Annotated in this window: 13 protein-coding genes; 10 read left to right on the top strand and 3 right to left on the bottom strand. The window is 71.3% G+C overall.

Annotated features, from left to right (window positions below; genetic code table 11):
• Positions 1-258: 258 nt before the first annotated feature.
• Positions 259-2,553 (top strand): polyribonucleotide nucleotidyltransferase, encoded by a 2,295-nt coding sequence (locus tag HNR14_RS00600; protein ID WP_179699359.1) that lies wholly within the window; start codon positions 259-261, stop codon positions 2,551-2,553.
• 144 nt (positions 2,554-2,697) lie between these two features.
• Here the strand turns inward: HNR14_RS00600 and HNR14_RS00595 are convergent, their stop codons facing one another.
• Positions 2,698-3,156 carry an Lrp/AsnC family transcriptional regulator gene (locus tag HNR14_RS00595; protein WP_179699358.1) on the bottom strand — a complete coding sequence of 153 codons (459 nt, stop codon included), beginning with the start codon at positions 3,154-3,156 and terminating at the stop codon, positions 2,698-2,700.
• 208 nt (positions 3,157-3,364) lie between these two features.
• On the opposite strand from HNR14_RS00595, the gene pdhA reads away from it, so the two are divergent.
• The 3 genes from pdhA to HNR14_RS00580 are packed head-to-tail and all read left to right on the top strand — an operon-like array spanning position 3,365 to position 6,875.
• Positions 3,365-4,492 (top strand): pyruvate dehydrogenase (acetyl-transferring) E1 component subunit alpha, encoded by a 1,128-nt coding sequence (gene pdhA, locus HNR14_RS00590; RefSeq protein ID WP_021764743.1) that lies wholly within the window; start codon positions 3,365-3,367, stop codon positions 4,490-4,492.
• A complete protein-coding gene (locus HNR14_RS00585; RefSeq protein ID WP_179699357.1) occupies positions 4,489-5,499 on the top strand; it encodes a transketolase C-terminal domain-containing protein in 1,011 nt (336 codons plus the stop codon). Before pdhA ends, HNR14_RS00585 begins: the two co-directional genes overlap by 4 nt.
• The gene (locus HNR14_RS00580) at positions 5,499-6,875 is read left to right on the top strand and encodes a dihydrolipoamide acetyltransferase family protein (protein WP_179699356.1); all 1,377 of its coding nucleotides are present in this window, start codon (positions 5,499-5,501) and stop codon (positions 6,873-6,875) included. The genes HNR14_RS00585 and HNR14_RS00580 overlap by 1 nt, the downstream gene beginning before the upstream one ends.
• A gap of 30 nt (positions 6,876-6,905) precedes the next feature.
• Here the strand turns inward: HNR14_RS00580 and dapD are convergent, their stop codons facing one another.
• On the bottom strand, positions 6,906-7,895 hold the full coding sequence (gene dapD, locus HNR14_RS00575; RefSeq protein WP_021764144.1) for a 2,3,4,5-tetrahydropyridine-2,6-dicarboxylate N-succinyltransferase: 990 nt from the start codon (positions 7,893-7,895) through the stop codon (positions 6,906-6,908).
• A gap of 17 nt (positions 7,896-7,912) precedes the next feature.
• Between dapD and dapE the strand changes: the two genes are divergently transcribed.
• The 3 genes from dapE (at position 7,913) to HNR14_RS00560 (ending at position 10,477) form a co-directional block, all read left to right on the top strand.
• Positions 7,913-8,995 carry a succinyl-diaminopimelate desuccinylase gene (gene dapE / locus HNR14_RS00570; protein ID WP_179699355.1) on the top strand — a complete coding sequence of 361 codons (1,083 nt, stop codon included), beginning with the start codon at positions 7,913-7,915 and terminating at the stop codon, positions 8,993-8,995.
• Positions 8,964-10,214, top strand: coding sequence for a hypothetical protein (locus HNR14_RS00565; RefSeq protein ID WP_179699354.1), 1,251 nt, complete (start codon positions 8,964-8,966; stop codon positions 10,212-10,214). The genes dapE and HNR14_RS00565 overlap by 32 nt, the downstream gene beginning before the upstream one ends.
• An 89-nt stretch (positions 10,215-10,303) precedes the next feature.
• Positions 10,304-10,477: a DUF3117 domain-containing protein gene (locus HNR14_RS00560; RefSeq protein WP_021764147.1), complete on the top strand. Its 174-nt coding sequence runs from the start codon at positions 10,304-10,306 to the stop codon at positions 10,475-10,477.
• Positions 10,478-10,546: 69 nt separating this feature from the next.
• On the opposite strand, the gene HNR14_RS00555 is transcribed toward HNR14_RS00560, so the two are convergent.
• Entirely contained in the window at positions 10,547-11,179 is a 633-nt protein-coding gene (locus HNR14_RS00555) for an O-methyltransferase (protein WP_021764148.1), read from the bottom strand.
• Between the two features lie 77 nt (positions 11,180-11,256).
• Between HNR14_RS00555 and HNR14_RS00550 the strand changes: the two genes are divergently transcribed.
• From HNR14_RS00550 to HNR14_RS00540, 3 genes are read left to right on the top strand one after another with little or no spacing between them, the layout of a single operon-like run.
• Positions 11,257-11,613, top strand: coding sequence for a twin-arginine translocase TatA/TatE family subunit (locus HNR14_RS00550; RefSeq protein WP_179699353.1), 357 nt, complete (start codon positions 11,257-11,259; stop codon positions 11,611-11,613).
• Between the two features lie 47 nt (positions 11,614-11,660).
• Entirely contained in the window at positions 11,661-13,022 is a 1,362-nt protein-coding gene (locus tag HNR14_RS00545) for an MFS transporter (RefSeq protein WP_179699352.1), read from the top strand.
• Positions 13,009-14,484 carry a pyridoxal phosphate-dependent decarboxylase family protein gene (locus tag HNR14_RS00540; protein ID WP_179699351.1) on the top strand — a complete coding sequence of 492 codons (1,476 nt, stop codon included), beginning with the start codon at positions 13,009-13,011 and terminating at the stop codon, positions 14,482-14,484. Before HNR14_RS00545 ends, HNR14_RS00540 begins: the two co-directional genes overlap by 14 nt.
• Positions 14,485-14,488: the final 4 nt, after the last annotated feature.

Raw genomic sequence — 14,488 nt, 5'->3', positions numbered from 1 at the left:
AGCGGGGTGCGACTGATAGGATGCTCATGGTCGGCTGTGTGCCGGCCGCCGGAGCAGGCTGGCAGGAGCTGGTCCTCGGTGGTGGTATCCGGATGCGCGACGAGCGCAGCCGTGTATTTCTACTGATGGCCAGACGGGCTCAGCCCACGCACCCGCATGGGATGCCGCGTACACGTCGGACGTGTCGATCTGCCTGCTCGCTCCTTGGAGAGTCGCGCCCACACGGGGCCGCGACGTTAAACAAAGGAGAAAGACCTCTTGGAAGGTCCCGAAATCAAATTCGCCGAAGCCGTGCTCGACAACGGCCGCTTCGGCACCCGCACCGTCCGGTTCGAGACCGGACGCCTCGCCCAGCAGGCGCAGGGCGCCGTGGCCGCGTACCTCGACGAGGAGACGATGCTGCTGAGCGCGACGAGCGCCAGCAAGCACCCGAAGGACAACTTCGACTTCTTCCCGCTGACCGTCGACGTGGAGGAGCGCTCCTACGCCGCCGGCAAGATCCCCGGCTCGTTCTTCCGTCGTGAGGGCCGCCCCTCGACCGAGGCGATCCTCGTCTGCCGTCTGATCGACCGCCCGCTGCGCCCCTCGTTCGTCGAGGGTCTCCGCAACGAGGTCCAGATCGTCATCACCGTCCTGAGCATCGCCCCGGACGAGTTCTACGACGCTCTCGCGATCAACGCGGCCAGCGCCTCCACCCAGATCTCCGGTCTGCCGTTCTCCGGCCCGATCGCGGGTGTGCGCCTGGCGCTCATCCCCGGCAACGGCCAGCACGCCGACCAGTGGATCGCCTTCCCGAAGGCCTCGCAGCTCGAGGAGGCCGTCTTCGACCTCACCGTCGCGGGCCGCGTCCTCACCAACGCGGACGGCTCCGAGGGCGACGTCGCGATCATGATGGTCGAGGCGGAGGCCACCGAGCACAGCTGGAACCTCATCCAGGGCGGCGCCGTCAAGCCGAACGAAGAGGTCGTCGCACAGGGCCTGGAGGCGGCGAAGCCGTTCATCCGCCAGCTCGTCGGCGCCCAGAACGTCATCGCGCAGCAGTCCGCGAAGGCGATCGCCGACTACCCGGTGTTCCTGCCCTACTCGAAGGCGACCTACGACAACGTCGCCGGTCTCGCCTACGACGAGCTGGTGAACGTCTACCAGATCGCCGACAAGATCGAGCGCCAGAACGCCGACGACGCCCTCAAGGAGCGCGTCAAGGCGGCCCTCACCGAGAAGGTGGAGGCGGGCACGGTCGACGCCGAGGCCCTCACCCAGTTCTCGGCGGCCTACAAGTCCGTCTCGAAGGTGGTCATGCGCGGTCGTGTGCTGCGCGAGGGCATCCGCATCGACGGCCGCGGCCTGACCGACATCCGTCCGCTCGACGCCGAGGTGCAGGTCATCCCGCGCGTCCACGGCTCGGCGATCTTCCAGCGCGGCGAGACCCAGATCCTGGGCGTCACCACGCTGAACATGCTCAAGATGGAGCAGCAGATCGACTCGCTGTCGCCGGTCACCAAGAAGCGCTACCTGCACCACTACAACTTCCCGCCCTACTCGACCGGTGAGACCGGCCGGGTCGGTTCGCCGAAGCGTCGCGAGATCGGGCACGGCTTCCTCGCCGAGCGCGCCCTCGTGCCGGTGCTGCCGAGCCGCGACGAGTTCCCCTACGCGATCCGCCAGGTGTCCGAGGCTCTCGGCTCCAACGGCTCGACGTCGATGGGCTCCGTCTGCGCCTCCACCCTGTCGCTGCTCAACGCCGGTGTGCCGCTGCGCGCCCCGGTCGCCGGCATCGCCATGGGCCTGATCTCCGACGTCGTCGACGGCGAGACCCGCTACGCGGCCCTCACCGACATCCTGGGCGCCGAGGATGCGCTGGGCGACATGGACTTCAAGGTCGCCGGCACGAGCGAGTTCGTCACCGCGATCCAGCTCGACACCAAGCTCGATGGCATCCCCTCGGAGGTCCTCGCGGGTGCGCTGACGCAGGCGAAGGATGCTCGTACGACCATCCTGAGCGTGCTCAACGCCGCGATCGACGCGCCGGACGAGATGGCCCCGACCGCGCCCCGCGTGATCTCGGTCCAGATCCCCGTCGACAAGATCGGCGAGCTGATCGGCCCGAAGGGCAAGACGATCAACGCGATCCAGGACGAGACCGGCGCCGACATCTCCATCGAGGAGGACGGCACCGTCTACATCGGCGCCGTCGACGGTCCGTCGGCCGAGGCCGCTCGCGCCCAGGTCAACGCGATCGCGAACCCGACCAACCCGGAGATCGGCGAGCAGTTCCTCGGAACCGTCGTCAAGATCGCCGCGTTCGGCGCGTTCGTCTCGCTCCTGCCGGGCAAGGACGGCCTGCTGCACATCTCCGAGGTGCGCAAGCTCGCCGGTGGCAAGCGCGTCGAGAACGTCGAGGACGTGCTCGGCGTCGGCCAGAAGATCCTGGTGGAGATCACCAAGATCGACGACCGCGGCAAGCTCTCGCTCGCCCCGGTGATCGCCGACGAGGCCGACACGCACGGCCGCGACGCCGCTTCCGAAGGCCCCTCGGAGCCGGCGGAGGGTTGATCCCCGCTCGCTGATCCAGCACACGAAGGCCGCGCCGACCCCCTGGTCGACGCGGCCTTCGCGCGTTCCCGGAGCAGCCATCGCTTCCGGACTTCTGCACGCAACACGCCGGGCGGATGCGCACACAAGTCCGGAAGCGATGGCTCAGCGGGTGAGGAGGGGGCGCAGGCGGAAGGGGATGAGCTCGCCCATGTCGAGGGAGGTCTCGGCGCGGACGACGCCGTCGGTGGACTGGATGGCGCCGGTGATGCGGAAGAGGTCCTCCGCGTCGCGCGCCAGCACGCGCAGGAGCAGGTCAGAGGACCCGGAGAGGCCGTGCGCCTCCACGATCTCCGGGATCCCGGTGAGGTGCTCGACGATCGCGGCGAGCAGCTGCTGCTGCACGTGAACCGTTACGTAGGCAGCCAGCGGATAGCCGGCGGCGCGGGCGTCAATGCGTCGCTCGAACGACAGGAACGCGCCGCTGCGGTCGAGCTCGGCGAGGCGCGCCTGGACCGTGTTCCGGCTGAGCCCGAGGCGGTCGGCGAGGGAGACGTTGGTCGATCGCGGGTCGTCCGCGAGGGCGACGAGGATGCGGCGGTCTGTGCTGTCGAACGTGCGCATAGTGTGAAAGGTAGCACCGCGGCCGGGCCGCGGATAGGGCAGTGTGCACGGTCGACACGCCGCTGGTTGTGCGTCCTGATCGCACAGCGTAGCCTTCCGATTAATTCCGGCAAAGGGGCCGGAGGCCGGAGCGGCCCGTCACGAGCGAGCCGCCCCGGGCATGAGAGTGAAGGTTGCGTGAACCGTGACGATCGACAATCAGCCTGGTGTGCACCTCGGCCGCGATGGCGGCCTCGACGACGTGCGACTCCCCGCGGGAGCCGACACCGTCCAGCTCCTGACGCCGACGGGGGAGCGGCTGAGCGACGACCGGTACGACGCGTGGGTCTCCGACATCGGCCCCGACCAGCTGCTCGACCTCTACGAGGACATGGTGGTCATCCGCCGCATCGACGCGGAGGCCACCGCTCTCCAGCGTCAGGGCGAGCTCGGCCTCTGGCCTCCGCTGCTCGGCCAGGAGGCCTCCCAGATCGGCTCCGGACGCGCGCTCCGCTCCGACGACTTCGTCTTCTCCAGCTACCGCGAGCACGGCGTCGCCTACTGCCGTGGCGCCGGACTCGTCGATCTGCTGCGCGTGTGGCGCGGCACGGCGCAGAGCGGCTGGAACCCGTACGACATCAACATGGCGACGCCGCAGGTCATCATCGGCGCGCAGACGCTGCACGCGACGGGATACGCGCTCGGCATCCAGGCCGACGGCACCGACGCTGTCGCGGTCGCCTACTTCGGCGACGGCGCGACCAGCGAGGGCGACGTGAGCGAGGCCCTGATCTTCGCCGCGACCTACGCCGCCCCGGTCGTGTTCTTCTGCCAGAACAACCAGTACGCGATCTCCGAGCCCGTCGGGCTGCAGGCACAGCGGCCGATCGCCGAGCGCGCCCCGGGGTTCGGTGTGCCGAGCATCCGCGTCGACGGCAACGATGTGCTCGCGGTGCTCGCGGCCTCCCGCGCCGCCCTCGACCGCGCCCGCTCGGGAGGCGGTCCGACGTTCATCGAGGCCGTCACCTACCGGATGGGCCCGCACACCACGGCGGACGACCCCACCCGCTACCGCGACCCGTCCGAGCTGGACGAGTGGCGCGGCCGCGACCCGATCTCCCGGGTCGAGGCGTACCTCGACGCCCAGGGCCGCCTCGACGAGGAGCGTCTCACGAGCATCCACGCCAAGGCGGATGCCGTGGCCGCCGAGATGCGCGCGGGCTGCCTCGCCCTGCGCGACCCGGAGCCGCTCACGGTCTTCGACAACGTCTACGCCGAGCCGCACACCGGGATCGCCCGTCAGCGCGACCACTACTCCCGCTACCTGCGCACGTTCGTCGGGGGTGACGGACGGTGACCACCCTCACGATGGCGAAGGCCATCAACGCCGGGCTGCGCAAGGCGCTCGCGGGCGACCCGCACGTGGTGCTGATGGGGGAGGACATCGGCACGCTCGGCGGCGTGTTCCGGGTGACCGACGGACTCCAGACGGAGTTCGGCCCGCGCCGGGTGATGGACTCGCCGCTAGCCGAGTCGGGCATCCTGGGCACCGCGGTCGGGATGGCGTACCGCGGCTACCGCCCGGTGGTCGAGATCCAGTTCGACGGCTTCGTCTACCCCGCGTTCGACCAGATCGTCAGCCAGGTGGCGCGCATGCACTACCGGACGGACGGCGCCGTGCGCATGCCGATCACGATCCGGGTGCCCTTCGCCGGCGGGATCGGCGCGGCCGAGCATCACTCCGATTCGCCCGAGGCGTACTTCGCCCACGCTGCCGGGCTGCGGGTGGTGAGCCCCTCCGATCCGCAGGACGCGTACACGCTGATCCAGCAGGCCATCGCCTCCGACGACCCCGTGCTCTACTTCGAGCCGAAGCGCCGCTACCATGCCAAGGGCGAGGTGGACGAGGCCGCCCCGATGGCGGACGCGCGCCCGATGGGCACCGCACGCGTCATGGCGACCGGAGGCGACGTGACCCTGGTGACATACGGCGGCCTGGTGCAGCTGGCCCGGGATGCGGCCGTGGCGGCCGGCGACGAGGGGGTCTCCGTCGAGGTGATCGACCTGCGCTCGCTGTCGCCGCTCGACCTGGACACGGTCGTCGCCTCGGTGCGCAAGACCGGCCGGCTCGTGGTGACGCACGAGGCGGCGCTGTCCGGCGGACTCGGGGCGGAGATCTCGGCGTCGATCACCGAGCGCTGCTTCTACGAGCTCGAGCACGCGCCGGTGCGCGTCACCGGGCACGACATCCCCTACCCGGCGGCACGGCTGGAGTCGGCGCACCTGCCCGACCTCGACCGCATCCTGGACGGCATCGACCGCGTCATGGACCGGCCGAACTCGCTCTCGGGGGTGGAGGACTGATGGCGGTCAAGGATTTCGCCCTGCCGGATCTCGGCGAGGGCCTCACCGAGTCGGAGCTGGTGAGCTGGAAGGTCGCGGTCGGCGACAGCGTCCACCTCAACCAGATCATCGCGGAGGTGGAGACGGCCAAGGCGCTCGTCGAGCTGCCCGCGCCGTACGACGGTCGCGTGTCGCGCCTCTATGTCGAGCCGGGGGTGACGGTCGCGGTGGGGGAGCCGCTCGTCGCCTTCGAGGTGGCGGGAGCGGAGCTCGAGCCTCCGGGTGCTGCCGACGAAGCGGACGATCGCGCCGATGCGCCCGAGCCGACGCTGGTCGGCTACGGCGCGCGTCCCGACGCGACGACCCGGCCCGCACGCCGGGCGCGCCCCGGGCTCGCTCCGGCGGAGCCGACACGGGAGGCAGCGCCTGCGCGCAAGACCGCAGTCGCGTCCGCGCCCGCAGCCGCGCCGGCCGCCACCGCGACGGCCCTGGCCGAGCGCCCCCGCGCCACCCCGCCGGTGCGCAAGCTGGCCCGCGAGCGCGGCATCGACCTCAGCGCCGTGACCGGGACCGGGGCGCGCGGCCTGATCACGCGGCAGGATCTCGACGCCGCGGCGACGGGTGGGCCGGCGACGGCGGATGGATCGCACCGCCTTCCCGTGTCCGCGACGACGACCGCTGCGGCGGCCCCGGGCCGCGGCGACGTGCGCATCCCGATCCGCGGGGTGCGCAAGGCGACGGCCGAAGCCATGGTCCGCAGCGCGTTCTCGGCGCCACAGGCCACGGTCTTCCTCACGGTCGACGTGACTGCGACGTCCGAGCTCGTCGAGCGGTTGCGCGCGCGCACCGCGGACGGCGAGGCCCGCCCAGGGCTCCTCACCGTGGTGGCGAAAGCCTTGTGCCTGGCGATCCGGCGCACTCCCGAGGTGAACGCGCGGTGGGACGACGACGCGCACGAGATCGTGCAGTCGGGCGCCGTCCATCTCGGCATCGCCGCGGCGACCCCGCGCGGGCTGCTCGTCCCGGTCGTCCGGGATGCGGACCTGCTCCCGCTCGCCGACCTCGCCGGCGCGATCCGCACGCTCGCGGAGACGGCGCGGTCCGGACGGACGGCTCCCGCCGATCTCTCCGGCAGCACCATCACGATCACGAACGTCGGTGTCTTCGGCGTCGACGCGGGCACGCCGATCGTGACGCCGGGGGAGGCCGCCATCCTGGCGCTGGGTGCGGTGCGTCGTCAGCCGTGGGAGCACGACGGCGGCATCGCGCTGCGCAACGTGCTCACGCTGGCGCTGTCGTTCGACCACCGGATCGTGGACGGTCAGCAGGCATCGGTGCTGCTCGCCGACCTCGGCCGCATCCTGAGCGACCCGGCGTCGGTGCTCGCGTTCGTCTGACCGGAGGGGCGCGCCGTCGAGGAGGGGCGGCTACGCGTGCAGCGCCGCGTTGAGCTCCACGCCGGAGCCGGCGCGGCGCAGCACCTCGACGGCGCCGGAGACCGAGTTGCGGCGGAAGAGCAGGCCGGGCACGCCGGAAAGCTCGACGGCCTTCACCGTCTGCGGGCGTCCGTCGGCGGTGGGGGCGGCGTCGACGACGACGACCTTGGTGCCGGCGGTGACGTACAGGCCCGCCTCGACGACCGAGTCGTCGCCGATGGAGATGCCGATGCCGGAGTTGGCGCCGAGCAGGGCGCGCTCGCCGATCGCGACGCGCTGGGTTCCACCGCCGGAGAGGGTGCCCATGATGGACGCGCCGCCGCCGATGTCGGAGCCGTCGCCGACGACGACGCCCTGGGAGATGCGGCCCTCGACCATCGAGGAGCCGAGCGTCCCCGCGTTGAAGTTGACGAATCCCTCGTGCATCACGGTGGTGCCCGGCGCGAGGTGCGCTCCGAGGCGCACGCGCGACGCGTCCGCGATGCGCACGCGGTCGGGCGTGACGTAGTCGAGCAGGCGCGGGAACTTGTCGATGCCCGTGACGTGGATGCCGGCGCGCTGGAGCGCGGGACGCAGGCGGTCGAAGTCGGCCGGGAGCACCGGGCCGGCGTTCGTCCAGGTGACGATCGGCAGGTGGCCGAAGATCCCGTCGAGGTTCAGGGTGTTGGGCGCGACGAGGAGGTGTGAGAGCAGGTGCAGGCGCAGGTACGCGTCCGGGGTGGAGGCCGGTGCGGCGTCGAGGTCGATCTCGACCGTGACGGTGTCGATGCGCACGTTGCGGCGGGCGTCCTCGCCGGCCAGGGCCTCCAGCTCGGCCGGTGCGATCCAGGGCTCGCGGCCGGCCGGGATGCGGCCGAGCTGCGGCGACGGGAACCACGTGTCGAGGACGGTGCCGTCGCCGGCCACGGTCGCGAGTCCGTAGCCCCACGCGGTGCGGGAGGTGGCGGGCGCGGCGGACTCGTCAGCAATCTCGGAAGGCATGGCTCTAGATTAGTAGGGTGCCTCTCGACCTCACCGCCACCTCCACCGACCTCACCCGCCAGATCTGCGACATCGAGTCGGTGTCCGGAAACGAGAAGGAGCTCGCCGACGCGATCGAGGAGGCGCTCTCCGGTCTCGCGCACCTCGAGGTGATCCGCGACGGCGACACGATCGTCGCCCGCACGAACCTCGGTCGTGAGCGTCGCGCCCTGATCGCGGGGCACATCGACACCGTCCCGCTCAACGGCAACCTCCCGACGCGCTTCGAGACCGTGGGTGGCGTCACCTACCTCTGGGGACGCGGCACCGTCGACATGAAGGCCGGTACGGCCGTGCAGCTGAAGCTCGCCGCCGAGCTCACCGACCCCGCGATCGACGTGACATGGATGTGGTACGACCACGAAGAGGTCAACGCCGAGCTCAACGGGCTCAACCGGCTCTCCCGCAACCGCCCCGACCTCTTCACCGGCGACTTCGCCATCCTGGGCGAGCCCAGCAACGGCGTCGTCGAGGGCGGCTGCAACGGCAACCTCCGCGTCGAGGTGCGCACCTACGGCCTGCGATCGCACTCGGCGCGCGGCTGGGTCGGCGACAACGCCATCCACAAGGCGGCGCCCATCCTCGACATCCTCGCCGCGTACCAGGCGCGGGAGGTGGAGGTCGACGGCCTCGTCTATCGCGAGGGCCTCAACGCGGTCGGCATCACCGGCGGCATCGCGGGCAACATCATCCCCGACGAGTGCATGGTGCACATCAACTACCGGTTCGCCCCCTCCCGCAGCTCGCAGGAGGCCATCGACCACATGCACGAGCTGTTCGGCGACTACGAGATCACCGTGGTCGACCGGGCCGACGGCGCCCGCCCCGGGCTCGACGCGCCCCTGGCGCAGGAGTTCGTCGCGGCCGTCGGCGGTGTCGCGAAGCCGAAGTACGGCTGGACCGACGTCGCTCGGTTCAGCGCGATGGGGATCCCCGCGGTCAACTACGGCCCCGGCGACCCGCTGAAGGCCCACGCCGACGACGAGCGCGTCGACGTGGAGCAGATCGTGGCCGTGGAGGCCGGACTCCGTGCCTGGCTCACCGGCTCCGGCACCCGCTGACGAGGCCGCCGCGGTCCACTCCGCGGCGCAGCCCGGCTCGTGGTGGACCCGCTGGTGGGTCCGGGTGCTCGCGATCTTCGTCGCGAGCCGGGTCTTCACGACCGTCGTCCTGCTGATCTTCGCGGCCAACCAGGGGCAGAACCCGTGGACGGGCCCGAAGCCCGATTACTTCTCGTTCGCGACCATCTGGGACGGGCTCTGGTACAACATCATCGCGGTGTCGGGCTATCCGGCATCCTTGCCGACCGACGGCGTGCACGTCACCGAGAACGCCTGGGCGTTCATGCCCGTGTACCCGGGCGTCGTCGACGCCGTGATGTTCGTGACGCGGCTCTCCTGGGCGCCGGCAGCCGTCCTCGTGTCGGTCGTCTGCGCTGCCGGGGCCGCTCTCGTGCTGCATCGGTTGCTCCGGCGCGTCGGGCTGTCCGAGTCGACGACGCTCTTCGCAGTCGTGCTGTTCTGCGTCGCGCCGGTGTCCCCGCTCTTCCAGCTCGCGTACGCCGAGTCGTTGCAGCTCCTCCTGCTGGCCGTCGCCCTGCTCCTGCTCGTCGACCGCCGGTACGGCTGGTTGTTCCCGGTGACGCTCGTGATGGCCTTCACCCGGCCGAGCGGCCTCGCCTTCGCCCTCGCCCTGGGACTGCACGTCGTGTACCGCTGGGTGCGCCGCCGCGACGACCCCTTCCCGGTCCGCGAGCGGGTCCAGAGCGTGTCGCTGACCGTGTTCAGCGGGCTCGCGGGTCTCGCCTGGCCGGCGATCGCGGGTATCGCGACGGGGTCGTGGACGGCCTACACCGACACCGAGCTCGCCTGGCGCGCGGCGTACATCGGTTACCAGCACCTCGTCCCGTTCGCGGCGTGGTTCCAGGGGGCCGAGTGGTGGACGACCGTCATGCTCGGCCTGCCGGGCTGGATCGGCATCGTCGTGCTCGTCGTCATCGTCGCCCTGTACGCCGTGCTGCTCTTCTCGCCCGCGGTGCGCAAACTCGGACCCGACCTGCTCTTCTGGGTGATCGCCTACTCGGTGTACCTCTTCGCAGTGTTCTTCCCGCAGTCGAGCACCTTCCGCCTCCTGATGCCGCTCTTCCCGCTGCTGGGCGCTCTGGCGCTGCCGCGCAGCCGCGTCTACCGGGTGGCGATGGTCGTGCTGTTCCTGGCGATGCAGGTCGGCTGGATCGCGATCTGCTGGGGCGTCGACGGCGCGGATTGGTCACCGCCGTGACCCGTGGCACCCGCTCGGGGTGGGTGCCGATTTCCACAGGTCGCCGCGGATGTCGGATAATAGGGGGACATCCACGAAAGGGGAGCTGCATGGCGGCCATGAAGCCGAGGACCGGGGACGGGCCAATGGAGGCTGTGAAGGAGGGACGGCTCATCATCGTGCGTGTCCCGCTCGAAGGTGGGGGGCGCCTGGTCGTCTCCGTCAACGACGCGGAAGCCAAAGAACTGCACGATGCTCTCGCGAGCGTCGTGAGTGCCTCCTGAACGAATAACACGTAACACGTCGAACGGACCCTGAATGCTCAGGGTCCGTTCGTAGTTTCTGGGATGCGTCTACGGTGCGAGCTTGGTCAGCTGCAGCAGGCCGTCGCCGGCGGGGGAGAGCGCGCTGATCACGGCGCCGGAGCGCGCGGTCTCGGTGATGAGGGTGCGGAAGCCGGTGGCGACGTCGTCGCGTGCAGCGGGATCGGCGACGCGGCCGCGCCACAGGGCGTGCGCGACGAGGACGGTCCCGCCCGGACGCACGAGCCGCAGGCCGTGCTCCACGTACTCGATCACCGACTGCGGGTCGGCGTCGATGAAGACGATGTCGTAGGAGTTCTCGTTCATCCGGGGGAGCACGTCGAGCGCGCGGCCGGTGATGAGGCGCACGCGGTTCGATGCGACGCCGGCCTCGGTGAAGAAGGCGCGCGCGTGCTGCTGGTGGTCGAGCTCCTGGTCGATCGAGGTGAGCTGCGCGTTCGCGCCGCCGGTCAGCAGCCAGAGCCCGGACACCCCGACCCCGGTGCCGATCTCGACGATGTTCTCGGCGGCCGTCGCGGCCACCACGATGGCCGCCTGCGCGCCGGTGCTGGGGGCGATCGGCTCGACTCCCAGTTCCAGCGACTGCTGGCGCGCCCGCGCGATCACGTCGCTCTCGACGATCACGTCGTCGGAGAATCTCCAGTTCGAGTCCTTGTCTGACACAGTGCTCCTTGCCTCCGGTCCAGGATACGGCCCGCCGACCCAGCATCCGCGCAAGCCCGGCGCGATACTCTTGATGCGTGTTCGGACTGACCTTTGACAAGCTGCTCATCGTGGCGGTGATCGCGGCGTTCGTCATCGGTCCGGAACGCCTCCCGTTGTACGCCGGCAAGCTCGGCCAGTTCGTGCGCTCGCTGCGCGACTTCGCGAACGGTGCGAAGTCGCGGATGCGCGAGGAGATGGGCCCGGAGTTCGACGAGGTCGACTGGAAGAAGCTCGACCCGCGTCAGTACGACCCGCGCCGGATCATCCGCGAGGCCCTCTTGGAGGATGCCCCCGCTCCCACGAGCTCGATCAAGCCGGCGAGCCCCGCGGCGGCTGCACAGCGCGCCCTGCCGGCCGGCGCCCTGCCGCCGTTCGACGCCGAATCGACCTAGCCCGCGTCGCGCCGGTCCGCGGGCCGCGCATCCAATACGATTCCGACATGATCGCATCGGAGCAGACGCTCACCCGGCCGACGGTCGCACGCTACGCCATCGGTTCGCTCGGCACCGGTGGCTTCTCCACGCTCCCCGGTCTCGTCCTCGTCTACTACCTGACGGACAGCCTCGGCGTCGCCGCACTGGTGGCGGGCGTCGTCGTGACCGTGGCCAAGGTGTGGGATGTCATCATCGACCCCGTCATCGGCGCCCGCAGCGACCGGATGCTCGCCGTGCGCGGATCCCGCCGGGCGATGATGGTGCTCGGCGCGGCCACGCTTCCGGTGTTCTTCCTGCTCACGTTCGCGGTGCCGGCCGGGATGCCCGAGGGGGTCGCGGCGACCTGGGTCCTGATCGCCTTCGTACTGACCGCCACGTCGTTCAGCCTGTTCCAGGTGCCGTACATCGCGTTGCCCGCGGAGCTGGCCGGCGGGTACGACGAGCGGACGCGCCTCCTCACCTGGCGGGTGGTCGTTCTGACGTTCGCGATCCTGCTGTTCGGCGCAGGCGGACCGGCGCTCCGCTCGCTCGGCGGCTACCCGGTCATGGCGCTCATCGCCGGCGTCGTCATCGGCGGCGGGATGCTGATCTCGGCCTTCGTGGCGCCGCGGCACGCTCCGGCCGCGGTCGCCCCTCCCCGCGAGTCGGTGCTCGTGACGCTGCGCACGAACTATGCGGCCGGGGTGCGCGTGCTGCGGGACAGCCAGCCGTTCCGGGCGCTGCTGCTCACGTTCCTGCTGCAGGGACTCGCCACGGGCCTCATGCTCGCCGGCGCGAACTACGTCGCGACCTGGGTGCTGCACTCCGAGGACGCCGTCACCTTCCTCTTCCTCGCCCTCATCGGACCGGCCCTCGTCGTCACGCCGCTGTGGGGCGTCGTCGCCCGGCGCGTCGGCAAGGAGCGCGGCTTCATCGCCGCGAGCGTGCTCTTCGGGCTCGCCGCCCTCTCGATGGTCGCCCTGCTCTGGGCGCCCGGAGCCTGGGTCTACCTCCCCGTGGCCGTGGCGGGTGCCGCCTACGCCGGCATGCAGTCCCTGCCCATGGCGATGCTGCCCGACGTGATCTCGCACGACGCGCGCCGCAACGGGCCGGGCCGCGCGGGGACGTTCGGCGGGATGTGGACCGCGGGCGAGACGACCGGCATGGCATTGGGCGCGACGGTGCTCACGATCGTGCTCGCCGTGACGGGCTACGTCGTGCGCTCCTCCGACCCCACCCAGTTCGTGGCCGGGGCGACGCAGCCCGCTGCGGCCGTCGCCGGCATCGTGCTCGCGTTCAGCGCGGTGCCCGCTGTCCTGCTCGCCCTCAGCCTCATCCCGCTCGGCCGCTACCGCCTCCGGAAGGACGACATCGATGGTCTCGTTTGACGCCAGGGCGGTCCTCGCCCGCCTCGCCGCCCTGCGCTCGGCCGACGCGCCGACCCACGGCGGCCACGTGCTCAGCTACGTGTACGACTCGGGCGTCGCCGAGATCGACGAGCTGGCCGCCGAGGCCATGCGGCTCGTGCAGCCGGTGAACGGCCTCGATCCGACGACCTTCACCTCCGTCGCCGTGATGGAGCGGGAGGTGATCGGCTTCGCGCGCGAGCTGCTCCACGGGGGCGACGACGTGGTCGGCTCGGTCACCTCGGGTGGCACCGAGTCGTGCCTCCTCGCGGTCAAGACCGCGCGGGAGGCGTGGCGCGCCGCGGGCGGGGAGGGCCGAGCGCGGCTCCTCGCGCCGGTCACGGTGCACGCGGCGTTCCAGAAGGCCGCCGAATACTTCGATCTCGCGCTCGACCTGGTGCCCGTCGACCCGGAGACCGGCCGGATCGATCCGGACCGCCTCCTCGACCGCCTGGGTCCGGACGTCGCCCTCGTGGTCGTCTCCGCGCCCTCCTACCCGTTCGGCACGCTCGACCCCGTCGAGACCGTCGCCGCGGCATGCGAGGAGGCCGGCGTCGCCCTGCACGTCGACGGCTGCATCGGCGGCTGGATCCTGCCGTTCTGGCGCGGTGCCGATGGCGATGCCCTGCCGCTGTGGGACTTCCGCGTGCCGGGCGTCACGAGCATCTCGGCCGACCTCCACAAGTTCGGCTACGCGCCGAAGGGTGCGAGCGTGCTGCTCCAGCGCGGCCGTGACCGCCAGCGCCTGCAGTACTTCGCCACGACGGGCTGGCCGGGCTACCCGGTCGTCAACCCGACGCTCCTCGGCTCGAAGTCCGCTGCGGCCCTGGCCGCTTCGTGGGCGATCACCCAGGCCCTTGGCGCACGCGGGCTGGCCGAGCTGGGCGAATCCTGCCTGCGCTCGACGGCCGCGCTCGCGGACCTGATCGGCGACATCGAGGGACTGCGCGTGCTCGGCACGCCGACCGGCCCGCTGCTGGCGGTGACCAGCGACGACTCCGTTCCCGCGGACCGCCGCGTCGACCCGCACCACTGGGCCGACCGCGCCCGCCTGCGCGGCTGGCACCTCCAGCTGCAGCCCGGCCTGACGCAGGAGGACAGCACGCACCTCCCGCACACGACCCACCTCACGATCACCCCGGTCACCGGCAGCCGCCTGGACGAGTTGGAGGCCGCACTGCGCGCCTCTGCGGACGAGGTGCGCGGCATACCTGCGATCGATCCGGCTCAGCTGCTCGGTGCGCTCCCGCCAGGGCTCGCGGAGGGCCCGCTCGACTCGGAGACCGCCGCAGCCGTGCTGCAGGCCGTCGGGATCGGCGGGGGAGGCGACGGCCGGCTGCCCGACGAGCAGGCCCCGCTGCTCGCGCTCATCGAGGCCCTGCCGCGCCCGCTGACCGAGCGCCTGCTCATCGAGCTGATCGCCCGCATCGTCGAGCCGGTCTAGCGAC

The sequence above is a fragment of the Leifsonia naganoensis genome (genome assembly GCF_013410615.1).
Lineage (GTDB): Bacteria > Actinomycetota > Actinomycetes > Actinomycetales > Microbacteriaceae > Leifsonia > Leifsonia aquatica.
The sequence above is the reverse complement of the archived record's forward strand: the minus strand, read 5'-3'. Positions and strand labels throughout refer to the sequence as shown.